This is a genomic window from Desulfobacula sp. (genome assembly GCF_030145145.1).
In the GTDB taxonomy this organism is placed as follows: Bacteria; Desulfobacterota; Desulfobacteria; order Desulfobacterales; family Desulfobacteraceae; genus Desulfobacula.
In genome coordinates this window covers 94,212-120,154 of the sequence record NZ_JAQYWD010000012.1, presented here as the reverse complement: position 1 = coordinate 120,154, position 25,943 = coordinate 94,212, and the positions used below count along the sequence as shown (strand labels likewise).

At 40.0% G+C, this 25,943-nt stretch carries 18 protein-coding genes and 1 pseudogene; 15 read left to right on the top strand and 4 right to left on the bottom strand.

Annotated elements, in window-relative coordinates:
- The first annotated feature begins 43 nt into the window (after positions 1–43).
- From Q1Q15_RS08845 to Q1Q15_RS08805, 9 genes are all read left to right on the top strand, one after another.
- Positions 44–2,674, top strand: coding sequence for a hypothetical protein (locus tag Q1Q15_RS08845; protein WP_300458604.1), 2,631 nt, complete (start codon positions 44–46; stop codon positions 2,672–2,674).
- Between the two features lie 23 nt (positions 2,675–2,697).
- Positions 2,698–3,801, top strand: a complete 1,104-nt coding sequence (locus Q1Q15_RS08840) for a glycosyltransferase (protein WP_300458602.1) — start codon at positions 2,698–2,700, stop codon at positions 3,799–3,801.
- Positions 3,802–3,850: 49 nt separating this feature from the next.
- The gene (locus Q1Q15_RS08835; RefSeq protein ID WP_300458600.1) at positions 3,851–5,269 is read left to right on the top strand and encodes a hypothetical protein; all 1,419 of its coding nucleotides are present in this window, start codon (positions 3,851–3,853) and stop codon (positions 5,267–5,269) included.
- Between the two features lie 22 nt (positions 5,270–5,291).
- Positions 5,292–6,473, top strand: coding sequence for a terpene cyclase/mutase family protein (locus tag Q1Q15_RS08830; protein ID WP_300458598.1), 1,182 nt, complete (start codon positions 5,292–5,294; stop codon positions 6,471–6,473).
- An 81-nt stretch (positions 6,474–6,554) separates the two neighbouring features.
- Positions 6,555–7,370, top strand: a complete 816-nt coding sequence (locus Q1Q15_RS08825) for a formyl transferase (protein WP_300458595.1) — start codon at positions 6,555–6,557, stop codon at positions 7,368–7,370.
- 4 nt (positions 7,371–7,374) lie between these two features.
- The gene (locus Q1Q15_RS08820) at positions 7,375–8,721 is read left to right on the top strand and encodes a VanZ family protein (RefSeq protein WP_300458593.1); all 1,347 of its coding nucleotides are present in this window, start codon (positions 7,375–7,377) and stop codon (positions 8,719–8,721) included.
- Entirely contained in the window at positions 8,714–10,552 is a 1,839-nt protein-coding gene (locus Q1Q15_RS08815; RefSeq protein ID WP_300458591.1) for an O-antigen ligase family protein, read from the top strand. Before Q1Q15_RS08820 ends, Q1Q15_RS08815 begins: the two co-directional genes overlap by 8 nt.
- 784 nt (positions 10,553–11,336) lie before the next feature.
- The gene (locus Q1Q15_RS08810; protein WP_300458589.1) at positions 11,337–12,071 is read left to right on the top strand and encodes a hypothetical protein; all 735 of its coding nucleotides are present in this window, start codon (positions 11,337–11,339) and stop codon (positions 12,069–12,071) included.
- Positions 12,052–14,220 (top strand): alpha-amylase family protein, encoded by a 2,169-nt coding sequence (locus Q1Q15_RS08805; protein WP_300458586.1) that lies wholly within the window; start codon positions 12,052–12,054, stop codon positions 14,218–14,220. The genes Q1Q15_RS08810 and Q1Q15_RS08805 overlap by 20 nt, the downstream gene beginning before the upstream one ends.
- 14 nt (positions 14,221–14,234) lie before the next feature.
- On the opposite strand, the gene Q1Q15_RS08800 is transcribed toward Q1Q15_RS08805, so the two are convergent.
- Entirely contained in the window at positions 14,235–15,005 is a 771-nt protein-coding gene (locus tag Q1Q15_RS08800; RefSeq protein WP_300458585.1) for a PEP-CTERM/exosortase system-associated acyltransferase, read from the bottom strand.
- Positions 15,006–15,151: 146 nt separating this feature from the next.
- On the opposite strand from Q1Q15_RS08800, the gene Q1Q15_RS08795 reads away from it, so the two are divergent.
- Both Q1Q15_RS08795 and Q1Q15_RS08790 read left to right on the top strand, forming a co-directional pair.
- Positions 15,152–17,419 carry an MMPL family transporter gene (locus Q1Q15_RS08795; RefSeq protein ID WP_300458583.1) on the top strand — a complete coding sequence of 756 codons (2,268 nt, stop codon included), beginning with the start codon at positions 15,152–15,154 and terminating at the stop codon, positions 17,417–17,419.
- Positions 17,420–17,485: 66 nt separating this feature from the next.
- Positions 17,486–19,087 carry an FAD-binding oxidoreductase gene (locus tag Q1Q15_RS08790; RefSeq protein WP_300458582.1) on the top strand — a complete coding sequence of 534 codons (1,602 nt, stop codon included), beginning with the start codon at positions 17,486–17,488 and terminating at the stop codon, positions 19,085–19,087.
- A gap of 88 nt (positions 19,088–19,175) precedes the next feature.
- Here Q1Q15_RS08790 and Q1Q15_RS08785 read toward each other — a convergent pair whose 3' ends face one another.
- Complete coding sequence (locus tag Q1Q15_RS08785; RefSeq protein WP_300458579.1) at positions 19,176–20,063, bottom strand: class I SAM-dependent methyltransferase; 888 nt, start codon at positions 20,061–20,063, stop codon at positions 19,176–19,178.
- A 27-nt stretch (positions 20,064–20,090) separates the two neighbouring features.
- Entirely contained in the window at positions 20,091–20,771 is a 681-nt protein-coding gene (locus tag Q1Q15_RS08780; RefSeq protein WP_300458577.1) for a hypothetical protein, read from the bottom strand.
- Between the two features lie 397 nt (positions 20,772–21,168).
- Here Q1Q15_RS08780 and Q1Q15_RS08775 point away from each other — a divergent pair, with 397 nt between their 5' ends.
- The 3 genes and pseudogenes from Q1Q15_RS08775 (at position 21,169) to tnpA (ending at position 23,283) form a co-directional block, all read left to right on the top strand.
- Entirely contained in the window at positions 21,169–21,486 is a 318-nt protein-coding gene (locus tag Q1Q15_RS08775) for a hypothetical protein (protein ID WP_300458575.1), read from the top strand.
- Between the two features lie 43 nt (positions 21,487–21,529).
- Positions 21,530–22,786: a hypothetical protein gene (locus Q1Q15_RS08770; RefSeq protein WP_300458573.1), complete on the top strand. Its 1,257-nt coding sequence runs from the start codon at positions 21,530–21,532 to the stop codon at positions 22,784–22,786.
- Between the two features lie 149 nt (positions 22,787–22,935).
- Positions 22,936–23,283: pseudogene (gene tnpA / locus Q1Q15_RS08765) on the top strand (IS200/IS605 family transposase).
- Positions 23,284–23,581: 298 nt separating this feature from the next.
- On the opposite strand, the gene Q1Q15_RS08760 reads toward tnpA, so the two are convergent.
- On the bottom strand, positions 23,582–24,517 hold the full coding sequence (locus Q1Q15_RS08760) for a PEP-CTERM sorting domain-containing protein (RefSeq protein ID WP_300458570.1): 936 nt from the start codon (positions 24,515–24,517) through the stop codon (positions 23,582–23,584).
- Between the two features lie 1,087 nt (positions 24,518–25,604).
- Here Q1Q15_RS08760 and Q1Q15_RS08755 point away from each other — a divergent pair.
- Positions 25,605–25,844, top strand: a complete 240-nt coding sequence (locus tag Q1Q15_RS08755; protein ID WP_300458569.1) for a hypothetical protein — start codon at positions 25,605–25,607, stop codon at positions 25,842–25,844.
- The last annotated feature ends 99 nt before the right edge of the window (positions 25,845–25,943 follow it).

Here is a 25,943-nt window from a genome sequence, read left to right as displayed (position 1 = left end):
CTTCAAAATAGTATTTTTAATCTTTATTGGGTGCTGTCTTTTTTTGATACCAATATGTCATGCAGGATTAACAAAATTCAAGGCTGGCCCGGATCAAGTTCTTGTCCTGTATAATGAAGACTATGATATTGATGTGGATGGTTCTTTGCCCGGGCAGGATTCAAAGGAAGTAGCTCAGTATTATATTGACAGACACACTGATCCTGAGACTGGTAAAAAACCGTATCTGCTGGGACTGAAGTGCAGACATGGAAAAAAGCATTTAAATGATTGGGTGATCAGGGAAAAAAGCAATGATAATAAAAACGGTATAGAATATACACGAGGAAAGGGAGGCCCTCAATTAAACGAGTGGGCTCGTGATTCCCGTTTCGTTGAGTTAAATATTCAACAGCAGGCTGTACCTGTTGATTGGGAAACTATTGATATTTCCTGCCGATCTGAAAAGACAAAAACAGAAATCAAAATAGCCCCCAAAATATCAGGTCTTCCCGCGCGAAAGGGCAGGCAGACTGTTTATCCGGAGATCAAAGAAGGTGGGGGACGTTGCTACCGATTTAATGCAAAAGAAATATTCAGTGGAACTGTATGGGTCTTTGTAAAAGTAAAGGATCATGCCGGAAAAGTCGTTAAGAATCTTAAACTGAAGTATTATGATACAGAGGATTTCAAGTTTTCTATCCTGGGGCAGGATGAGGTGCCTGATGAACTCCATTTTCAGGAAGATGTTGCCATTCCGGTAAAGGAGTTTCTCGAAGATAATGATAATATATTGCCGGACGGGACAGTGCTAAAGGAGCATATCCTATATATCGTGATCTGCCATGGACTTCCATTTTCGTGTGAAGGTGTTTTCGGTATTGAAAGAGGTGTGACGTCAAAGCAGAGTAATCATGGCGATTTAGGATCACTTGAGCAGCGGTTGCAGACATTGTACTATGAATGGGGAACTAAAATTATTCCTCCTGTTATATCAATGTACATGTCAGGAGGGCCGGACAGTAAAGCGGGGGTGAAAAATCATAGGATCACCAGTGCCATGCGGTATCCCATGACCGGTAATCGATGGAATCCCTATATGCACCCGGATACATATTCTTTTCTTAGTAAAAAAGATGCTGCTTTCATTGACTTGCCACCTTTGCCGTTAAAAAGAAAACAACTGCCCCAATACTTTTTTGCCTATGGTGTGAGCAGACTGGACGGTCAAGGTCCTACAGAGGCCAAAAGGCAGATTGACTACTCTCTGTATGGTTCAAAATATCTACATCCTGATATGGATATAGCCGTACGAAAACTGCAGAAAAAAGAGGATGCTGGCAACCTGACGGATCAATATGAAAAAATAGACCAGGATAATGTCTGGGGTGTTTCTGAAGAAGAGGCGTTAGGTTTTAGAGTCCTTTCTTATTACGGGGGGCAAGGGATACCGTTTCTGGGAAGATCTCTTGAGGATCATTATCAGATTGAAAGTCCTCTTGAAAAGACGGATAAACCAAAATGGTCGGGTTACTATCCTGGCGGCATGGATAGAGCCGTGTACAGTGGCAACGGGTGGAATATGGGGCGTGGGGCTTCAATCTGGAGACAGGTGGATAATGGGGTCACGATCAGTGCCTGCGGCGGGCCTGCATACGGTGGCGGTCCCCATATTACAAACGCTACGTTCTGGGACAACAGGATTTTACTGCGTTATTTGCTCAGGGGAAGGGATCTAGGTGAGTGCTTTCTTTTATCAACTTTATATGTGAACTGGTCTACATCATTAGTGGGAGATCCCCTTTATCACCCGGATTTATCGCAGACAATTGTTGATAAAGCTTCACCACGTGTCAGATCTAAAGATGATATTAAAATCAAACTAATCCCTGTAATGGGAGAATATACCGGCCAGCTCACAATACCAATTGTCTCTACGAAAGAAAGGCCCGAGGTTGTGACCCTTGAATTATATTATTGGGAAAAAGACAGCAGAAAAGAAAATGTGAGTACATGGCCCATCTATTCAACCCGGCCCAAAGCTATTTTAAGAAATCTTGAACCGGATACAATTTATTTCTATAGGCCAGTTCTTAGGGATCCTTATGGAAATGTTGCTGATGTAAGTAAAGGCTTTGGGCCTCTTCAATTTAAAACAGGAAGTAAACCAGAAACAGAGATGTTAACCAGAAATGGGAAAAAGAGCGATAAGCATTGGCAAATAAATCTTTTGAAGCGAAAATTTTTTTCAGAATCAGGAACTTTGGAAGTGATGTATTCCTCAACGTCAGATGGTATATTACCTGTTGTTCGTTCGAAGGAAATTCAGGTTGGAGCGATGCCAGGGGCATCCAGCCATCCCTTTAAAATAGGAGGGCCATCAAGAGGACGAAAAAAAAAGGCACCTACCCCAAAGGGAGATGACATTACCATGATTTTGCGCTGGCGGCGTTTCCCTCTAACACGAGAATTGTTGTTCAAGGCCAAAAATGGAAAAGAATTCACATATGCAGCAGATGTCAGAACACCCTGGGTGAAAATGACCTTAAAAGACCCCATCAGAGTCAGTGAGCAAAAACATATTAAAATTCATTCCGTCAAATTGTTTAATGATGCTTTCCCGGCATCTGAGGGTGCCTGTGCGTTAAGTGTTAGCAAATTTGATACTGCATCCTGGGCAGAGGCACACCGATAAAAAAATTTTGATTAGATCACTTTATGGTAAAAATAAAAATTGTTCACATTGTTTATTCTTTTGGAATCGGCGGGCTTGAGAAAGGGATTACCACCCTTATTAATCATGGGTCATCGGAGTTTGAACATATCATTGTCAGTCTGACGGGTTCTGGAGAATCAAAAGGGCTTCTTACCAGAAAGACAAAAATTTTTTTATTAAATAAGAGAGATGGAAATTCACCTAAGTTTATCTGGGAACTTTCAAAGCTCTTGCGGCAAATCAAGCCAGATATTGTCCATACACGCAACTGGAGCGGTATGGACGGGATTTTTGCAGCAAAGCTTGCAGGTGTTAAGACCATTATCCATGGTGAGCATGGATGGGATATGTTTGACCCTTTTGGCTCCAGTATGAAAAGAAGACTTATCCGAAGGTTTTCATCAACACTGGTTCAGGATTATACTTGCGTATCAAAGCAATTAAAAAACTGGCTATTAAATGATGTTAAAATCGGAAAAGAAGTTACACAAATATATAATGGAATAGATACAGTAAAACATCATCCAGCAAAATTGAATGAAAAAAATGCAATAAAACAGCAGCTTGGTTTTTCGAAGGACAATTTTATTGTCGGAATTGTCGGCCGGTTGGATGCCATAAAAAACCATTCCAATTTATTCAAGGCTTTCAAAATAGTTATACAAAAAAATCCCTTTGCAAGACTTGTGATAGTGGGTGATGGAAATGAAATGCAGCGACTTACATCAGAAAGTTTTCAAAACATTGTATTTTTAGGATATAGACCAGACACAGATGTTTTGATGAGAAGCTTTGATTTGTTTGTACTGCCGTCATTTAATGAAGGAATATCCAATACTATTCTTGAAGCCATGGCTTGCGGATTGCCGGTTATTGCATCGGATGCCGGTGGCAATCCTGAGCTGGTTGAGGATGGGGAAACTGGTTTCCTAATAGATCCCGATGACCTTGAGCAGATAGCTGATAAGATTATTAAATATATTAAAGAGCCTTCCCTGATGGATCAGCATGGAGAAACAGGAAGGAAGAAAACAATTGATAATTTTTCCATTGCTTCCATGGTCGATAATTATGAATCGGTATATAAAACTGTTTTTTTACCATAATGTCTTTTGCAAGTCATATTAGACATAAATTTAACGGCAGCAGAAAAGCATGGGGGAAAATGTTATGAAAAGCAGTCTTAAAACAGGCAGAAAAATTTTTTCCAGGCATTTGGTATTTCCAATCCATGAAAGTCTTGTTCACAGACCGACATTCTCCTATCTCAAGGAATTGGAAAAAACTCAGTGGTTTTCCAGGGATGAAATAGAAACGTATCAAATGGACAAATTGAAAACACTTCTCCAAGTGGCTCATGATCATTGCCCCTGGCACAAGGAAAGGATTCAAGAAGCGGGGTTAGTGATAGACCGGAAGAATGTTATAACATATTCAGATTTAGAACAATTGCCCCTCATGAAAAAGGAGGATGCTCAAAAAAATAGAGACGCTATGGTATGGAAAAAGGTGCCTGGAGGAGCATATTTATACAACACGGGCGGGTCCAGCGGGAAGCCCCTTATTTTTTATTATGGTCGTCAGCGCCAGGCATCCGATACGGCAGGCCGATTTCGGGCCCATCGCTGGTGGGGAGTGGAGGTGGGTGATCCGGAAGTCTGGCTTTGGGGGGCACCTGTTGAGCTCAATAAAACTGATAATATCAAGGCGGTTCGTGATCGATTTCTGAATCAGCTTTTTTTGAACGCTTTTGAAATGACACTTGAAAAAATAGACAGCTATATTCAGGCAATATGTTCCTTTAAACCGGTCTGTATTTATGGGTATGCCACAAGCCTTGCCCTTTTGGCTGCCAGAGCGCGTGACCAAAAGGTTGATATGAAACTGCCCGGGCTCAAGGTAATCTTTTCCACGGGTGAGCCAACATACCCTCATCAAAGGAAGACCCTTGAAGAGGTTTTCGGTGTGCCTGTAGCCTGCGAGTTTGGAAGCCGTGATATTGGCTTTACTGCACATGAAAGTCCAAATGGACAGATGCTGCTTTTGAGTGAGAGCCATATCCTGGAGGTGCTTGATCAGCAAGGGGTACCTGTTGCTTCAGGCCAGATCGGTGAAGCGGTAATTACAGGCCTCTGCTCCCAGGCACAGCCGTTTATCAGGTATAAAACAGGCGATATGGTAAAATACACTGAAGAAACCTGCCGGGAAGGAAGGGGACTGCATGTCATTGGGCAAGTGGCGGGTCGTTCTACTGACTTTGTTGTTGCCCCGGACGGCAGGATTATGCATGCTCTTGCTGTTATCTATGTCCTCAGGGCAACGGAAGGCGTTGGTGAATTCAAGTTCATCCAGCACAAAATTGATGAGGTTGAGATACTAATTGTTCGAAACCGGAATTGGAATGGAAATGCTGGTGAGAAAATTATATCAGGGTTACATGCGCGCATGGGGGATAGTGTAAGTATAAATATAAGATTTGTTGATAAAATTCCTGCAGAAGCTTCCGGCAAACATCGTTACGTTGTCAGTCACGTTCCCCTTCCAGCAGAACTGAGCGTTACCGGACAACAATAATGAGCAGGAGAGATTATATTTAATGAAAGTTTCGGATATTCTCAATTTATTTTTTCGGTATAGACCCTGGTTACCCTATCATTTTAAATTGATTGCTTCAAGCCTGGCAGGTACCTCCAGACAACCGGAATATGATAATGGAATCCATCTCAATGCAGTAATTGACTGGTTGTGCCGTGCCCAGGACAAGCGGAATGAACAAAAGGACACGGGTGGCGTTTCTGCCGGGTGGAGTCTTGAGGATGGCTGGCTTCCGGGATATCCTGAGACCAGCGGATATATTGTGGAAACATTTGTTGCTGCCGCGGAATTATTGAATCGACCGGAATTTTTAGATCGTGCACAACGTATCCTGAACTGGGAGATGTCCATTCAAAATAATGATGGATCCTTCCCCGGGCATTTTGGAGAGCCTGGCAGCAGGCCTGTGATTTTTAATACCGGTCAGATCATGCATGGCATGGTTGCAGGGTACCTTAAGTTTGGCAGAAATGAATGTCTTGAGGCTGCGTTGGATGCAGGCAGATGGATGATTGGGAAACAGGATAGCGATGGATGCTGGAGAAGCAGCGTGCACAACAATATTCCTCACACTTATAACACGCGGGCTGCCTGGGCTCTGCTGAGGACCGGTCTGATTGCGAATGAATCTTTTTTTGTTCGTGCTGCTGTAAAAAATCTTGAATGGGCTCTGGCTCAACAGGGGGAAAACGGATGGTTCAGGAATAATGCTTTTGAAAAAGGACGCAATCCATTTACCCATACCATTGCCTATGCAATAAGGGGGGTGCTGGAAAGCGGCATCCTGCTGGAAGATGAACAGTATTTGGACGCATCAAGAAAGGGGGCTCATGCCCTGGCCGGTGTTCTCCATGACGACGGACGGTTGAACGGTACTTTTGATGAAAACTGGCATTCTAATGATAATTACTGTTGCCTGACCGGCTTGGCACAGGTCGGAATTATATGGACCCGGCTTGATCAGGTATCGGGTAGCAATGAATTCTCACAGCAAATCAAGCGGGCCATCGTCTATCTGAAAAAGAATCATAGGATTGATGGTTCCGGGAAGCCTGAAGATGGTGGTGTTGCAGGTTCTGTGCCTTTCTGGGGTGACTACTCAAGATTTGAGTATCCCAACTGGGCGGCTAAATTTTTTGCTGACCTTCTGATAATGGATATGTCCGATGCAATTATTCCATAAACAAGTGGTTGAATTGAATTTGATCAGATATTGAACCACTCAAGTTAATTATCTTGTACGAAAAAAAGATGGAGAATAAAGATGTCCAACCTATCAATGATAATTTTGTGTGGAAGCTCTCCAAGGCATATCCATGTGGCGAACCGGCTGTGTAAGGCCGCGAAACCACTTGCCATCATTCAGGAGGCAGGAGGAGAACAGAGGGGAAAGAAATTACAAAAGCTGTTAAAAAATCCTCCGCTTTTAAAAAACAAGGTTTGGAGATGGATCCGGGACAGAAAAAGATATGCAGGGGGAAAGGAAGCCAGATTTTTTTTCGGAAACCATAAACCGGAACTTGACAGGCCGGACCTTCTCATAAATGTACCCCATATCAATCACTCTGATGTACTCGAAATTGCAGATCGCCTGCAACCGGATGTGATAGCCGTGTTCGGTACGTCCCTGATCAAGGGAGAACTCCTCAATAGAGGGCGGCTCGGGATTGTTAATCTCCATGGTGGTTTGTCACCCTTTTATCGGGGGGCGGACTGTACTTTCTGGGCACTTTATAACAGAGAGCCTGACCAGGTTGGATGTACGCTCCATTTCATCGACCCAGGTATTGACACAGGCAATCTCATTGCCCATGTCTGTCCGGAAGTTAAAGAAGAAGATGATGAACTGACCCTTTTCTGGCGGGCCATATGGGAGAGTGCAGAGGTTTATGCTGAACTTTTTGACCGTCTTGAAAAAGGCGAAAGGTTTGGAGAAGTTCAGTCTAACAAAGGACGTCTTTACCAGGTGAAAGATAGGGAATTTGTCCACGAAAAAGAACTGGACGAATTCATGAGACAAGGGGTGTTAAAAGGGCTTGATTTGCCTTTAAGAGTCAAGTGGTTCAACCGTTTGAAATAAAACAATGATTTTTTCGAACAATGAGTCAAAATTCAAATTTTCTATTCCTTTAATATGGCTGCTATTTATCATATATGGCAGTTTTATTCCATTCCGTATCCGATCAATATCTTTAATTGATGCCTTATACCAGTTCAAACATATTCCTTTCCTTGATTTAGAAATTACATCAAGATCGGACTGGGTCGCTAATATCCTTCTCTATACCCCTCTTGGGTTCTTTTTACTTGGGTGGATCTCAAAAAAAGCAAATTCTTTTTATAAAAAGGGCTTAGCTTTCTTCACGGTTTTTCTTTTTTGTATCCTAACGGCCACATCGGTTGAATTTTTTCAAATATTTATTTCTCCAAGGACAGTCTCTCTAAATGATTTGATTGCAGAAACACTTGGATCTTTATTTGGGATTCTTTTATGGTTTTTTTCAGGACCAAAGATTATCAATCTCTGGTTTTCTGCAAAAAGTAATTCCCGGGCAGAAGTGGCATTAAATGCCTTCTTTTTCTTATACGTTGTTTCTCTTTTAGGGATCACTCTTTTCCCATTTGATTTTCTTGTTTCTGCTCAAGAAATGAAATGGAAATATGAGGCTTGGAAAATGCAGTCCTTTTTATTGAATGTCAATGTCAGTACTGTTTTCATCATAAAAACAATGGTTGAGGCAGCTATCTTTACTCCCATCGGTGGATTGATCGGATTAAAATTCCGACACACCAATGTTAAAATAGTATTGTTTTTAACTATTTTGGCTTCTTTTTCTATAGGATTTCTAATCGAGTTGCTGCAATTTTTTACGGCTTCTGGTGTATCACAGGGGTTTTCAGTTTTAGTTAGGATTTCAGGTGCTTTTATAGGTTTGGCTATAGTTAAAAGTAGCTTTTTGAATTATTGGGAATGGTTCAGGCCTTATGTGCGATATTTGATTTTAATGATTTTTCCAATATATTTTGTGCTTATCTTAAAATTAAGCGGTTGGTCAAAAAACGGTTGGCTGACTATCCATGAAAGTTTTTCAACTTTTGATTTTCATATGCTGCTGCCATTTTATTTTCATTATTTTTCCACAGAGACAAGAGCGGTGCTCAGTTTATTGTTAAATTTTGGCATATATATACCCGTTGGCTTTTCGTGCTGGCTCGTCTATTTTTCAAACAACGGGTATAAAAAACGGTATATTGTTGTGTCTGTTTTCATTTCAATGGTTCTATCTTTGTTCACTGAAACAGGAAAGCTCTTCCAAAAAGGACTCCACCCGGATTTTACGAATGTATTGATTGCTGCAGTCTCCGCATTCATTGTATTTAAATTGTCTGATAGGCTTTTTTCTGTATTGTATGACGTATTTAATGAATAAACTTTTTTCAATGTTCATTGCAGCCATTATTGTGGTTGTCTGCGTTTACTATCCATTTAATGGATTATTATTTTTTTTTGTATTATTTACATATGGTTTGCTTTTATGGCTCTTTCCATTTATATGGATGTTTGCTGTGCCTGCTTTTTTACCCATACTGGATTTTTCACCTGTTACAGGACTTCAATTTTTTAATGAATTTGATATCATTGTTTTATCGACAGTTTTGGTATTGAATCTGAGGAACCCAAAAATTTCTGAATGCTTACCTTTTCCAAAAGGTTCAAAACTCTGTATTTCTTTTCTATCTATTTGTTATATCATGAGCACAATAAAGGGGATTTTTCCATTAGAATCTTTGGAGATGAATAGTTTTACTAATTATTACAGCCGATATGTTAGTTTTAAATTTGTAAAAGGATATATTGAAGCATTAATGATGTTACCGATAATCCGGTATGGTATTAAAGATACTTTAAATATAAAAAAATATCTAATTCCTGGTTTGCTGACGGGATTTTCAGGAGTCGTTTTTTTTGCGCTGTGGGAACGGCAACTTTTTTCTGGGCTATTGAATTTTACAAATGATTATCGCATCACATCAACTTTTTTTGAAATGAATACAGGCGGTGCATTTATAGATGGTTATTTATCAATGATTTTACCTATTGTTTTTTCATGTTTTTTTTTCTGGAGAAGACCTGTTTCGAAACTGATCGGCTTGGGATTATTTGGAGCTGGATTATATACCTTGTTAGTAACATTTTCCAGAATCTGTTATGCTTCATTTCTGATATCAATGATACCTTTGACAACAGGAATAGCTGTATTTTATAGAAAAAAATGGAAAGCTGCTATTTATGGCAGTATCATTATGTTGATAACGGTATCCATTATGATACCGGTCCTTAAGGGTGGCTATATTAAAGCACGGTTTGCCCAATTATCCAAAAGTATTGATACCAGAAGTCTTCACTGGAAGGAAGCCATAAAGAAAATGGATACAAATGCACGGACAGTTTTTTGGGGAATGGGGCCTGGTACTTATCCTAAAGCATATTTCGAAAATCCCGACAATAAAAAACCAGGATTTTATCAATTTGTAAGCCAGGATGAAAATGAATTTTTAAGATTATTTCCAGGCGATTCTTTGTATTTTGGTCAAAGGATTTCCATCGAACCTAATATGGAATATATATTAACGTTTGATGCGAGGTCCAAGAATAAAAAAGCCAGATTAACTTTTCCGATTTGTGAGAAATCCATTTTGCATTCATTTAAATGCAATTGGAAAACAATTGGCATTGTTAATGAAGGAGACAATTGGGGCAGTTATAGAATTTCTTATCCTGAGTTTGAAATGGGGCAGGGACGAATATATCAAAAAAGACCAATTGAATTCGCGTTATATAATGGCCATGGAGCGGTGCCAATTGACGTTGATAATGTCAGGCTAACAGATAATGATGGAAAAAATATCATAAGAAATGGCGATTTTACTCATGGTAATGATTTCTGGTTTTTCAGCACTGACAATCATTTGCCCTGGCACATAAAAAATATATGGATTAGTCAGTTTTTTGAACTGGGAATCGTAGGTTTAATTGTGTTCACTGTATTTGTTTTGTTTGTTATGATTCATCTGATTCAGGGTATTTTAAAAAAAGATATGCTTTCATTGATATTGTTTTCATCTTTTTGTGGGTTTTTCGTTGTTGGATTTGTCGGTAGTCTTTTCGATTCCCCCCGGATTTTATTCCTTTTTTATTTTATTTCTTTTGTATCTATATTTTATTCAAACTCGGTTAATCGGGATACGTTTAAAATATAAAAATTTGTAAAAGGGAAAAAGATTTTGAAATTCCACGGACGAATGAGCTGTTGATAAATGGTTTCAAAATATATGAAAAATTGAACATATTGTAAAAGGCTTTTAAAAAAAATGATTGAAAGTATAAATGTCACAGTTTCAATGACCGATTCGATTCCAAGGGATGCATCCGGTAAATACCGATATGTGGTATCAAACGTTGCGTCTTTTAAATAACAATAGGAAAATATGGCTCAGTTATATTTTTGTAATTTGGCTTCTGTTTATACCTTCCGGGTTTGCTGCGACCTATGAATTTGGTGATGACAAGCCATATTCCCATCTTAGAGAGTTTGACTGGGATAGGTTACGCCCTGGAGACTTTGTCAATATTTACAGAAAAAATAAACCTTATAAGGAAAAGCTTGTCCTTAACTGTTCAGGCACTCGAAGAAAACCAATAACGATTCGGGGTATCCCGGATAAAAACGGGGATTTACCTGTCATTGATGGTTCCGGGGCCGTGCATTTTCAAAAACTGTGTGAATATAGTCATTACAGCAGAGGCTTGATTGTTATAGGCGACTGCAACCCTTCAAATTATATCATTATCGAAAATTTTGAATTAAAAAATGCCAACAATAAAAGCAGTTATCATCTGAATAATTTAACTCAGCGTTACACAAAAAATGCTGCCGGTATATTTTTATGGAAAGGCAAATATCTGAAAATAAAAAACTGCATTATTCATTCCTGCGGTATGGGGATCTTAACCAATACCTATCCCAATACGGATCGGTTTTACTTGGGATACAGCCGCATTTATAATAATGGAGATTTCACCCGGGAGGCCTGGGGACATAATGTTTATATTCAGGCACGCAAAACAATGATTGAGTTTAATCAGTTTGGAGAGCTTGTTTCAGATGGAAACAATATAAAGGACAGGAGCAATGTTACGGTTATCCGGTACAACTGGATTGCCGGCGGTATGAGCCGTCAGATTGATTTGGTTGAAAGCCATAAATATAGAGTCCAAGATGCATTTGTATACGGCAATTTTATTACCCATGGGGAAAGCATCAGAAATCCAAAAATGATTCTTTTTGGAGGCGATATAGGGGGAAGCCGCTCAGGCAAACTTTATTTTTTTAATAATACGGTCATTTCGAAGATAAATACAGATGAGGGATTTCTATTTGTAAATCAGCCTGATTGTAAAGCTATTCTTAAAAATAATGTCATGCTCGGCAGAAAAAAAATATGGTTTGGCAGTGGACAGGTCATCGGCATTAAAAATTTGTTTTCGTATGGCGCAGAAACCAAAGATTTTTTACAAAGTTATTTTGGCGGTTTTGAACAATTTTCAAGAAATACTGATTTTGCTTTTCAACCCGCAAGAGGTTCTTTGCTGATTAATACGGGTGTAAGAAAGCTGCCTGCAAAGGTAAAATTTGTTCCTTCACCTCTCGCCAAGGCAGTTTTGCGACCTAATGACGGTGCAATAGATATTGGTGCGTTTGAATATATTAGAAAATAAACGAAAGAATTTTTGTCTTCTGCTTGTTTTAATTTTCTGGTCATTGAACAGCACATCCCATGCGGTTACTGATTCGCCGGGTTTTAAAATTTTTATCTGGCCTTATCAAACAGATGTTTTAACAGATTATGACGTATACAGGGATCTGGGGCTTTCTGGGTTCCAGATTGACAGGGGAGCAGGCCAGCATCAGCGAATTCGTCTGTCAATTGAAAAAGATTTTCCCTATTATGCCGGCCACGTGGCAGATAAAGGATATCTATACCTTAAGAACAACCACAAAGATAGGATTACTGGCAAGAACAGCCTTCTGGAGCGGCCATTTTCTCTCGGTGATCCAAAGGTTATTAAACAAATAAAGGCACACATCCTTAAGAATATATCAGATTTAAAAAACGGCAACGTCATTGCCTATGCCCTGGATGATGAAATTTCATTGGGCACATTTGTAAATCCGTCAGATGTTGATGTGTCATCTGTTTCTTTGGAATGGTTCAGAAAATGGCTCAAGGAAGAATATATAACGATAGAGGCGTTAAATAGACAATGGGATACGGATTTTAAATCTTTTTCAGGGGTTTTCCCGCAGGGGTTTGAGCAGGTTCGTAAAAATTTATCAAATAAGCGTTTTTCAGGCTGGAATCTTTCGCCCTGGATGGATTTTCGGCAGTTTATGGATTTTCAGTTTTCAACCGTGCTGTCTGAGCTTGTTGAATATGCCAATACGATAGATCCGGTTACACCTGTCGGGTTTGTGGGTGGGCAGGCCCCGTCAGCCTGGGGCGGATATGACTATGGCAGGCTTACCCGGGCCGTGCAATGGATGGAAGCGTATGATATCCACGGGACAAATGAGATCCTGCGATCTTTCTGGCGTGATCCCAAAAGACTCAAAATGCGTACTTTTTTTTCATCAAATAATGTGAAAATAGATTCCTGGTTTTTGTGGTATAATCTGCTTCACGGGGTTCAGGCGGTGATTGCCTGGCCTGAAGGGTGGTTTGAGACAATTGATGGGAAGAGACAGCCGTCGGATCATATTCAGTCGCTTAAAAAGATTTTTAAAACAGTTCAGGGGGAAATCAGCAACAGCATTGTAAACAGGAATTCATTATTTTCCGCAGATCCCATTGGAATTTATTACTCCCATCCGAGTGTTCAGGCGGGGTGGGCCATGGATGCCCTTGTCCATGGGAAAACCTGGCCCAAGCGACTGAGTTCCATTGATAACGAGAATCAGTCTTCAGGCGTTCTTCGAAAAGTTTGGTGCAAAACACTGGAGGATTTGGGGTTTCAATATGATTTTATCAATTATCTGGATGTGAAAGAATCAAAAATCAATTTGAACCAGCAGTTTAAACTTATAATTCTGCCAAAAACCATCTGCCTGTCTCAAAAGGAAGCAGATGTTTTCAGACAATTTGTAGAAAATGGCGGGGTGCTTGTTGCCGATTATGTATGCGGCATATTTGATGGGCATGGCAGATGGCGGAAAACTGGCTTATTGGATGATATGTTTGGTATTCAGCGGAAGGATACGGCAGGATACCTGAATGGAAAGGGTATAACTGAAATCAATGCAGAAAGATATAAAGCCCCTTTTAATGAAAGATTTAGTTATTACAACGGGGCTTTCGAGTATAAGCGTATGGTGATTTTTGAACGGGGTACTAAAAAACGAGATAATCAGATGCGAAAAAACAACAATGGACCGGATGTTGTCATCAAAAATAATTACAAGAAGGGATCTACCTATTATCTTAATCTCAGCCCCATAAAATACTGGGGTTCTCAAAACAGATTCTCCGGGTTTGGAGAAAATTGGCGGATGATGATATCAACGATTTTGGAATCAGCTGGATTAAAGCCCCGGGTAAGCGTTTTGGCAGCAGATGGATCCAAGATGATGGAATCATTGTTCTGGCAAAATGGAGAAACGATTTATCTGGGGATTATTAAAAATCCTTCAGACAATTTTGAGCAGATAAACGGAGAGCCCACAAAAATAACACTATCATTTAACAAAGAGGTTCTTTTAAAGAATTTGAGAAGCAAAAGAGAATTCCAAAGAAAGAAAGTGTTTGAAGATATCTTTTCCCCCTGGGAGGGCAATTTGTATGAAGTTAACTTTCAAGACGCCAATAACTGACTTAAATACTAATGCTAACCAATTTTTAATGAATTTTCTATGCCCTTGAATGAGGGGCAATACTTTTTTTCAAGCCCGGTCAACATGATTTTTACCATGTCCGGATTGGTTTTCATCAAATCTTTTTCAATTTCATCAATAATGCCAAGGTATGGGATTCTTTGACCATGATAGAATACAGGCGCTCCGATCTGGTGAAAAAGAAAACCATATTTTTTTAAAGCATAAAAAATTTTTTTTTCTGTAATCATGTACCAGTGGGAGATACCACGTCTCCGACTTTCATGGTACATGACCTGATAAAGCCCCAATACAATTATTGGGTTTTTCCTTCCTTTCATTTCTTCCGGGATGGATCCATCATCCGGCAGGACCCCGCCCTCTCGTTCCTTAAGATAGGATTCCACGCCATACATCCCGTCTTCTTTCCTTCTTCTAAGATCTCTGCTTACCGTCAGTCTTGAAATTTCACCAATTTTTGACCGGTCAGGTTTCTCACCGATAAACGTTGTTTCAACGGCATGTTCAATGGGAAAGCCTTTGTCAGAATCCAGCACCAGTCTAATGGTTCCAACAACTGAATCGTTTTTATTCAAACAGGCAAAATGGACGGATTCCTTTTCATAATCATCGGTTTCAAACCCATCCGGGTGGTCATCCTTATTTTCAAATCCAAATTCATCGACATAAACCTCATATCGCATCCTGAAAGTGTCTTTGAGGACATCCTCGTTATCAACCAGGCCGAACCGGAAATTACCGTATGTGATATAATTTTCATTCATTTAAAAAGCAGTCCTGTTTTGGATTGACTGTTAAAGGCATATTCGATACAAAGTTTACTGCGTTTAATTTGCTAATTTTTTTCTTTTTTGTCAAGAAACTTATTGCAGGAATTTGAGATAAAATTTAATGATCCCAATGAATCACCATGCGTTCTGTTAAAACAGCCATATTAACCTTCATTACCCACCATCACATTCTATCGCTGCTTATTTCCTTAGCCGTCTTTATTCCGCTTCTTGTACATGTCCCAAAAATAAAAACAGTGAGCAGTATTGATGAATTCAAGCTTCATGACCACCCGGATTCTATTTTTTATGACAAGTTTAAAATGACATTTGGAAATGATGAATTTTTTGTGATAGCTTTTGAAGCGGATACCATATTTTCAACAGAAACCTTGACGATGCTTTTGAACATCACCGATGACCTGGAATTACTCCAAGAAGTAAGAGAGGTAAAAAGTTTAGCCAATATAGAGGATCTAAAGGGAAGTGAAGACTATTTTGAAGTCAGCAGATTTCTTGATGAAATTCCAATAAGTCCAGAAAAGCTCAATACCCTAAAAAAGAAAGCCGTTTCGAACAAACTCTATGTGTCAAATCTCATCTCCCCTGATGCCAAAATAGCCGCGATTATCGTCTATACATATGATAGACCCGATGATGCAGAATATCGGAAAAAATTAATACGAAAAACAAATGCGGTACTTGATACATACCGCAATCAAAAGATAGCGTTTTACCTGGCCGGTTCCACAACACTGAATAACGATATCAGCTTGTACATGGAAAAAGACACTGCGGTTTTCATTCCAGTGACGTATGTTTTCATAACGATTTTTATATGGATTTTTTTTAGAAATATCCGATTAACCGCGATTGCGGTTTTAAATATCTCAATCTGCCTTGGTTCAACCATGGGGCTTTTGGCCATCTGTGGCATTACCCTTAACAATGTAACGGCCATCATTCCCCCATTAATAATGGCCTTGGCCCTTTCTGATACCGTGCATATTTTTTCCCACCTGGAAAAGAAACGGTTGAAGTTATACCCCCATAAAAAAGATGCTTTATTTTCGGTCTTATCTGATGTGTTTGCACCCTGTTTTTTAACGACCCTTACGACTGCTGTGGGGTTTGCATCCCTTATGACCAGTGAACTTGCACCCATAAGGAATTTTGGTTTTGTTTCAAGTTGTGGAATGCTGTTTGAATTCTTTTTTTCTTTTCTGTTTTTACCGCCGCTTTTCTTTTTTTTCAGTTCGGATAAAATTTTCACAATTGATAGTGACGGCAGCGGTCTAAGCATTTTTTTATCAAATCTTGGCAAAAAGGTTCAAGCTCATTCCAAACAGATTGTGATTGTAGGGGGTATGATTTGTGTGATTTCCGTTATATTTGCAAAAAAAATAGATGTTGAGACTGATTTTGTGAAATATTTTAAAAAAGAAAGTCCGGTTCGAGCATCCTTTGATTTTGTAGAAAGAAAAATGAGTGGTGTCGGTTCTCTGGACATAGCATTCTCATCCAAAGAATTGGATGCGTTTAAAGAACCGGCCAATTTAAAAATTATAGAAGCCGTGCAGAACTATCTTGATTCTCTGGAAGACGTTGATGTTACCTGTTCTCTGGTCGATTTTATGAAAGATATGAATGAATCGTTTCATAACGAAAATCATGCGTATTACACCCTTCCAGACAAACGGCAGCTGATATCACAGTATTTGCTTTTGTACGATTCAGAGGATATTGAAGATTTTGTGAATGTGTCATATGACCAGGCAAGAATTTCAGCCCGCCTTTCTACCCGAAGTTCTTCACAAAAGCGACACCTTATCAATACCATAAAAAACTATATAGAGACCTCTTTTTTAGAAACGGATATTGACATCAGACTGACGGGCAAAGCGATTCAAGAAGTGGGTATCATTGATTCCCTTGTAAGGGGTCAAGTAACCAGTCTTGTCCTTGCGTCATTGATCATTGGTCTTTGCATGTTTGTCGTTTTCAGGTCGTTCCTTTTAGGCATCATCTGTTTTATGCCCAACTTATTTCCACTGATCATCAATTTCGGCATAATGGGCGCTTGTCAGATCCCGTTGAATACAGCCACCTCTCTTATCTCTGCCGTAGCCCTGGGTATTGTTGTTGATGATACCGTCCATTTTATTTCGGCGTACCGGTTACAGCGGGAAAAACGAAAGTCAGTGGTTGATTCAGTTCAAACAGCCATCCTAGGAAAGGGCAGGGCAATTATTGCGACGACCCTTATTCTTTCCATGGGGTTTTTAATCCTTGGGTTCAGCAGTTTTGTCCCAACACTTCAGTTTGGAATATTAACCACCATCATTATGCTGACGGCAGTTGTGGGAGATTTAGTGTGGCTCCCTGCTATTTTTTTGTTTAAAAAATAACTTTTTCTGTGGTAGGTTCTTTTTTGATTTTGTAAATTACATGTTTAACTTTTGGGGAATATACATATGAATTTAAAAGTCGACTTATTTAAAAATGTGATTGGCAGTGAAAACATCATAACAGAAGTTGAAGGACTAAAAAGATACCATTGTACCACTATCCCGGAAAAAAGGCGTATTGATGCAGTTTTAAAACCCGGGAATAAAGAAGAAATTTGTGAAATCCTTAAAATTGCCAATCAGAACCATATAGCCCTTTATCCGATTAGTACGGGCAACAATTGGGGGTATGGTTCGGCTATTCCCGTGAAAGACAATAATGTCATCCTTGACCTGGGTAGACTGAACCGGATTATTGAGGTCAATACAGAGCTTGCCTATGCCGTGATAGAACCTGGTGTGACCCAGGAGCAGTTATATACCTATCTGAAAGAGAAAAAAACCGGATTAATAATGGACCCTACAGGCTCCGGACCCAGTTGCAGTGTTTTGGGGAACACCCTGGAACGGGGGTATGGCATTACACCCTATGGAGACCATTTCAATGCTGCCTGTGGAATGGAGATTGTTCTGGCAGACGGGGAGATATTAAGAACCGGTTTTGGTCATTTTTCGAATTCAAAAGTAACCCGGGTTTTCAAGTATGGCACAGGGCCATACCTTGACGGTATGTTTACACAGTCAAATTTGGGGATTGTAATCAGTATCGGTGTCTGGTTAATGCCGGAACCTGAACATTTTGAAGTGTGTTTTTTTGGAAGTGATGAAAAAGATGCCCTGGGTGAATTTGTAGCGGCCACAAGATGGCTTCTTTTGAATCAGGTGGTGAAAGGGTCCATCAATATAATGCATAGAAACCGAATTCTGACCTTGATGATGCCATATCCCTGGGATGAGATGAACCAGAGGATACCGTTGGATGATAGTATCAGCAGGCAGATAGCAAAGCAAAGGGATATCTGTGAATGGAATGGGGTGGTGGCACTGTATGGCACCCGGGAAGAAGTCTTGGCCTCAAAAAAAGTGATCAAACGGGTTTTGCGTGGCAAAACAAAACGGATAAATTTTGTTTCAGAACAATTATTGAACCTGGTTGAAAAATACCAGTGGATTATGGGACCCATCGGGCGAATGATCGGTATGGATATCAAAGAGCTGATAAAGGTGCTCAGGCCTTCCCTGGATTTGATGAAAGGCAAACCCGGTGAGGTGTCTCTGCCGACACCCTATTGGCGGTCAAAAAAAGAAATGCCCGAAGCAAATATTAATCCTGCCCGGGACAATTGCGGGATCATCTGGCTGGCACCCGTGGTTCCGTTAACGAAAGAGGATGCCGAAGATTATATATCGATTATTACACCCATTTTGAATGAATATGGATTTGAGGTCTGTATTACATTTACCGCTGTGACGGCCAGGGCCTTTGACTGCACACTGCCAATTTTATATGATAAAGCAGATGAACAGGAGACAAATCGAGCGATCGAATGCCATAAAAAGGCGCTTAAGGCCTGCATGAAAAATGGCTATATCCCCTACAGATTCGGGGTGCAATCCATGGATGATATCGTTGATGCGGATGATGTTTTCTGGAAGGTTGCCGGGAAAATAAAAGAGTCACTTGATCCAAACGGAATCTTTTCACCGAAAAGATATTCTTTGAGATGATTTGTTTGAAAAAACGAATATTCGTAAAGAATTGCTCTCTTGGCCAATCAGTGTCTTCTATAATGATCTCAGGTTTGTTTGATAATTTTTAAAGGGGATCACGGTCAATCGGAACGGAACCAAACATCCATCTGAACATCTGGTAGTCTTTTAAGGTTATTCCGGATAGCGAGGCAGATGATATTTTAGAAATTTTATTGTCCATGATTTTATCCGATTCAATCAAATGAACCTGATACAGCTTCATAAGCCTGGAGCATGAGTGAAATACCTTTTTTCCGAAAAGATGATCCAGGTAACTGCTGAGTTCCGCAAAAGAAAAGGAAGCTATCAATGAATTTGTCGAGTCGCGTTTGAATTTTTCAGGTGACTTTGGTGTAAAGACTTCCGGAAAGTTAACGGCGGTGCGTTTAAGCTTCGGTCGAACATGATCAAAGGCCCAGATGGAACAATTATATTGATGATGGGCAGCAGACAATTCATTTAAACATTTTTTCAGATACTGGATTGAGGGGAGATGATGGAATGCAAAGATTGAACTGATGACATCAACATTGGACGGGATCAAACTGTTGAAACTTGTCATGTCTCCAATAGAAAGCGTTATCCTATCGTCAAGACCCGCGGCTTCAATTGCCGCATTCCCGATTTTTATCATTTCTTCGGAGAGTTCCAGCCCAATTATTGTAATATCTTTTCTTAAATTTGCCAGATAGACGAGGTATTGGCCGGAACCTGATCCCAGGTCAAGCACAGTGCCGTTCAATGGGACAAGACGGCTTGTTGCAAGGGCATTAAAGTGATAGATAGGAATAAGCGGACCATCCATTTTTCCCTGGTTGTGAAAAAATTTGACATTCTCTTCTCTTTCCATCAGGAGATCCGGTTCAGGTTTCCTTTGAAGTTGCGTCCGGCACATCAGCTCGGGGATCAGGAGATCCAAAATTCCATAGAGTTTATTAACAGTTTTGATCATAATTTTGTTATAGCCCCTGTAAAAAAATCAAACAATCTTTTTGCTCAGCCATTCCGTAAAGGGGATGAGAAATCTACGGGCCAGGAGGCCAACGCTGATCCACATGGTGATGAACCAGTAGGGAATTCCCAGCATGTCCGGATCCGGATACCACCAGTTCCCGGAAAAAACGCCAAACACTTCGATGATGAATCCAAGAACCAATGCATAACCGGCATAATACAGATCATAGCGCTCATGGAACATTGTCAAAAGCACAGCAGTGGTTAAAAAACTGAAAATGGTCAACAGGTTTGAATTCTGGGCGAAAATAGAAAAACAAGCGCCCGTTATCAACAAACCCAAAATTGCTTTTATTTCCAATTTTTTGGATTCACTCGGTTCGTTGATAAATCGTTTTATGTGCAGGTAATAGAACCCCCACATGAAAGGTTCATAATAGGGCATGAGAAGAAAGTCCTTGTGTGTGAATGAAAAGCCCCCGCTTTTTAGGACAGAATAATTTTGTCCTACAATAAACAAAGAGCCAATAATGAACATGAGGATTTCCGTCCTGTCAAAGGGCCTGAACAGGAAAAACCAGAGAATGAGTAGGATAAACAGGATGGCCAGTGAGTGGTTTATCGCAAATATAATGGCCAGGGTTGGAACCAAACTGAAGAGGCTGATTGCCTGTGTGCGGGGGAAAAGTATCTGTGTATAGGGCATGCGTCAAGTCCATTTCCATTTTAAAATTGATCGAATATGATCTTCATATCAGGAATTCAGAACAAAAAAAAGGTAAATATTCGGCTTAGTCATTCATGAGTCAAGTTTTCAGCAAAGCTTTAAAATTTTTATCAATGGGATATACCCAGATATCTTTAATGGGAACACTAATTGCTTTAAATTAAATCTCGGGCTCTGCCCGAGCGACCCTAAAAGGTTCAACCTGGGGTGATGAAAATCAGTTGAAAAGCCGAAAAAATGCTTTTGAATAAAGTTTCCATAATTATTCCCTTCAAAAAAGTGATTTACGATCATTTTTAAAATCATAATAAAATTTTATAGACAGCTTCATCTCTTTATGTTAGGAGGACAGTAGGTCCCTATAATATGAGGAAATATGATGGATACTCCAGAGCTAAAATCGGACATAGCAGAAAAAGAATACAAAAGTCCAAAGTGGAAGCTGATTAGATTTTTTGAAAGCAGTAGAGACAAGTGGAAAATCAAAGCAAAAGATGCAAAATACCAAATCAAACTGCTCCGCAAAAGAGTTAAATATTTAGAGCAAAACAAAAGAGAATTCAAGAAACGTTCAAGAAATCTTGAGATTGAGGTTCAGCAAATGAAGGATAAAGAAAAAAAATTGTTGGCTGAAATAGATCGGTTAAAAAAAATCTTTGATTCCGGGAAATACGGAATCCCTAAGACAGTTTGAAAAAAAACCGAGCTTTCATACCTTTTCTTCCGGTCATGCATATTTGTTTATTTCCCTGGTCCTTAATGCCTGTACAAGCTTAAGAGGAGCGGAACGGACCTTACTATTATTATCCACATTTTTGAACATTAATTACACGGCACCCTCATGGTATTCAGGGCGTATTTGGTTTTTACGTCTCGGTTACTACAAACTTAACCGGGCAAAAGAGATAGCCGATGACTGGATATGGATTGTCGACCATTCGGTTCAATGGGGCAAAGAAAAATGTCTGGCAATATTGGGAATCAGGCAAAGCCAACTCCCGGATGCCGAAACTATTCTTTGTCATGAAGATGTTGAGCCCTTAGCATTGTTTCCCGTAACCAAATCAAATGGTGATGTGGTTTATGAACAACTTCAAGAAACGATCTCGAAAACAGGTGTTCCAAAACAGATTATCAGTGATCATGGAACAGATGTCAAATCTGGAATCGAACGATTCTGTCAAAAATTTACCGATACAGTCTTTGTGTATGATATTACCCATAAGGCTGCCACAGTATTAAAACGGGAACTAAGTACCGATGATAAGTGGAATGCATTTACCAGACTTGCAACAAGCACACGAAAAAAAGTGCAGCAAACGCAACTGGCGGCCATCGCACCTCCAAATCAAAGGAGTAAGGCCCGATATATGAATGTAGAACCCTTGGTTAAATGGGGTTTGGATAAGCTTTGTTTACTGGATAGTCCCGATGGTTTTTCAGGTCTTGAATGTTCAAGAAATCATATAACCCACAAATTGGGGTGGTTGACCAATTTCAGAAGAGACCTTGTAGAATGGAAGGAACTTATCCGTATTGTCAAAGAGGCTGAATCCTTTATTAAGTTTCAAGGGATCTACCGTAATTGCCATGTTGATTTGATGATGCTTCCAACATTTAAGGGCAAAACGTTCAGGGCCATGCGGATAAGAACAGAGTTGCTTGATTTTGTTGAGCAAGAATCAAAAAAAGCCGGCAAAGATGAAAGACTGCTTGGTACATCAGAAATCATAGAATCCGTTTTTGGAAAAATGAAACGGCTTGAACATGATCAGGCAAAAAGTGGATTCACCGTTTTTATTTTAAGTCTTGCTACCATTGTTTCGAAAACCACAACAGAGGTTGTTCACAAGGCGTTGGAAACAGTACCCACAAAGAAAATCCACGAATGGTTCAAAGATAATATTGGCAAATCAGTCCAGGCTAAAAGAATGCAGGTAAATGATTGGATCAAAGAACAGGAACAAAAAAAGGAACAAAAATTCGTGTTTTAACTATGGGAATTTTCATCACCCCAGGTTCAACCGTTCCGGCGAGAGAAAAGTGTGGTAAAGGTTCTTCCCCTGGAAAGCCCCTAAAGGAGCAAGAGGAAGAACCTATGAGAGATTGGCAATAATTATCACATGTAAAATGGGACTACCATGTGGTCTTTGTAACAAAGTACAGGCACCAAACCATATAAGGAAAATTGAGAAGGAAAATAGGAGGCATCATCCGGGATCTTTGTCGTCAGAAGGGAGTAGAACTTCATGAAGGGCATGCCATGCGAGATCATGTTCGCCTTTGTCTGAGCATACCTCCAAAGTACAGTGGTTCCAATACAATTGGATTCATTAAGGGCAAAAGCGCCATACGGATTCATCGAGAGCTACTTGGGACCAAAAAAATGACTGGGTTGAGTTTTTGGGCAAAGGGCTATTGTGCCAGCACGGTAGGGCTCGATGAGGAAACCATAAGAAAATATATTAGAGGGCAAGATCAGAAACACTAACGTTTAAATAGCCCCTTAGGGGCTTTCCTACAACAATGCCCCCTTCGAGGGGGCTTCTTCATCATACCTCCTGCGATGCAGGAGGTTGGTGATTGTAAAAATGCTCGTAAATCATTTTTTGAGAGGGAATAATTATGGGAACTCTATTCAAAAGCATCTTTTCAACTTTTCAACTTTTCATCACCCCAGTTCCTAATCTACATACCATTCCTTCACATCCATTACATCCATGTTAGAAAAGGCGTATGGCTGACCATACGCCTTTTCCTAGTTCATAGTGTTTGAGTTGGTCTTGAGCTTACGAATCCATCTTGCGTCGGCTAATGCCCGCAAACCCGAGCAGGCCTAATCCCAGAAGGAGCATGGTGGTGGGCTCGGGGATGGCGGCGGTGTATGTTTTACCAGGATCGGTGCTTAATGCCCCCAAAATAATTTGATTATTAGGATCATCCCAACTCGGAAGCTCAGAGTAATTGGTTCTTAGACGAACGTCGAGCCGCTCACTCGGATTAGCAAGCGAGCTACCCGGATCATCGACACCACCATCCAGTTCTGCCCAGAACCAGTTGCCGTTAAGAATATCCGTCCAAGCGCCTGTCACACTTTCGTCGACTTGGGCCAAAGCTTCCGCAGTGCCATTAATAGCATTAAAGACATTACCAATAACAGAAACGAGCGAGTTAACATTATCATTATCGATTCTACCTGGCACTAAGTTGAGACGAGCCAGTAAGGTGCCACTTGTGAAGTTCGCGACAGTAGCGGCATCAGGGCGAGCATTACCACTTCCTGCCATATCCGCTGCGGTGATGAAGTCGCTTCCCGCATCCTGCCAGTAAAGATCCATGACACCTCCCGAGGCAGTGGTACCCGACGTTATTCGAATGTCGTAGAATACACCATAAATTTGACCTTCGGTACCACCAACGCCATCGTCGGACCAAATGACGGGGCCTGTGCCTAAATCCCAATTAGGTGTCGCCACGCCTGATGATTGTATGCTGGTCATGTTAAAAACCCCCCAGTTGCCGTCAGTCTGGCCATCAAGGCCCAAACCGATGCTACCTGGGACCGTTATGCTGTTAGCTCCGGAAACATCAATTTGTTCCAGGTTGCCAAACTGGAATGTAATAGGCGTTTTACTCGGCAACATATAGGGGACTGCCTGTGCACCAATGGCGATTCCAAACACTAATAAAAACGTGATGGATAAGATTAATAAAAGTTTTTTCATTTTTACATCTCCTTATAATTTAAATAGTCTGTATTTTTGGTGACACCTTACTTAATTAGAGATCATCACCAAATTTCACCTAAGCCTTTTGTTTCTGTATTTTTTTAATCACCTCCTTTTCAATAATAATTTTAAATATACTCATTTGCTTTTAAAGTTTAATACCTATGCAACCATAATGCCATGGTAGAAAAATATAAAAAAATAATATCTGTTTATATTGTTGATTGGTGGAAAACATTTTAAAATAAAGGTATTGAATGGAAAATTTATCCCCGTGATTCATCATAAATCATAATGAACGATTTTATTATAAGGTGAAATGAGCAAAAGAGTTCACAATATTATGAAAAATATTACATAGATTGCATGAGTTTTTTCCATAACGACAATTCGTATAATGTGGAAGCTGCCAGGCAGGGCTTTTCTTCAACGGATAGTAAATTCCGGGGGAAGAATTGAGTGTGAATGTGGCCTTAGCAGGATGCGTACCGATCTGCTTGTGATCTGCTGGAACAAAGGGGATCGTGATATTCAGAAAAGCATTATAGAACTAAAGATTTTATATAACGCCCATGCCCTGACGGACACAACAAAACATGAAAGTTATGAGAGGTGAGTAATGAGTATTGAGGGAGGCATAACTTCTCACTACTCAAAATTCATAACGCACTACTTTCATATAAAGCCTTGAAAAAACTATTTAGCAAGGGCTTACGCAGACAGCCAGATATATGGAAAAGTGTGGTAGTTCGGACGGTCATCTTGTGAAATTCAATAGAGGGGATGATATCTCCTGGGATGAAAAAATTTTTTTGGAAAAAAAATTACAAAGGCCGGGATATTACGGACAATGGGTCAGGCTTGCGTTATTGACACTTTTGTCGATGTCTGCCCTTAATTGTTCAGGCTTTGGTCAAAAGCACAATAACACAAGCCTGACCCGGTTTAGTTATAGATTTAATGAGAATTGCTGAAAATCATTGATCCCTATGCCTGTTGATGGTATTCAGGATATCATGATTTTGTGATCCATCATGTTGAACCACTTGGAACAAATACAAAGGATAGTGAACCTGAGGATAACATGAAAAAAGAAAAAAACACACCTTCTCCGCCGCAAATGAGCCCCTATATTTTTACTATTTTATTGTTCGGGTTTGGGTTGTGGTGTTTCTGGGACGGTTGGCTGACCACTGATCCTGAGATGCTTGCCCATGCAACTTTCAACAAGGTATTAAGTGCTATTTTGCTTCCCTGGGGGATTTATGATTTTTTTAAGTTAAGAAAGAGACAAAAAAACAAGAAACAACCTGAAGATAATTAACTCAACTTTCGGAGCTGGTCATTTTTATATGGGGTCAGGCTTTCCTTATTGCATTTTTTAACTGCCTGGTCGTGAAATAGTGATAAAAAATACAATAAG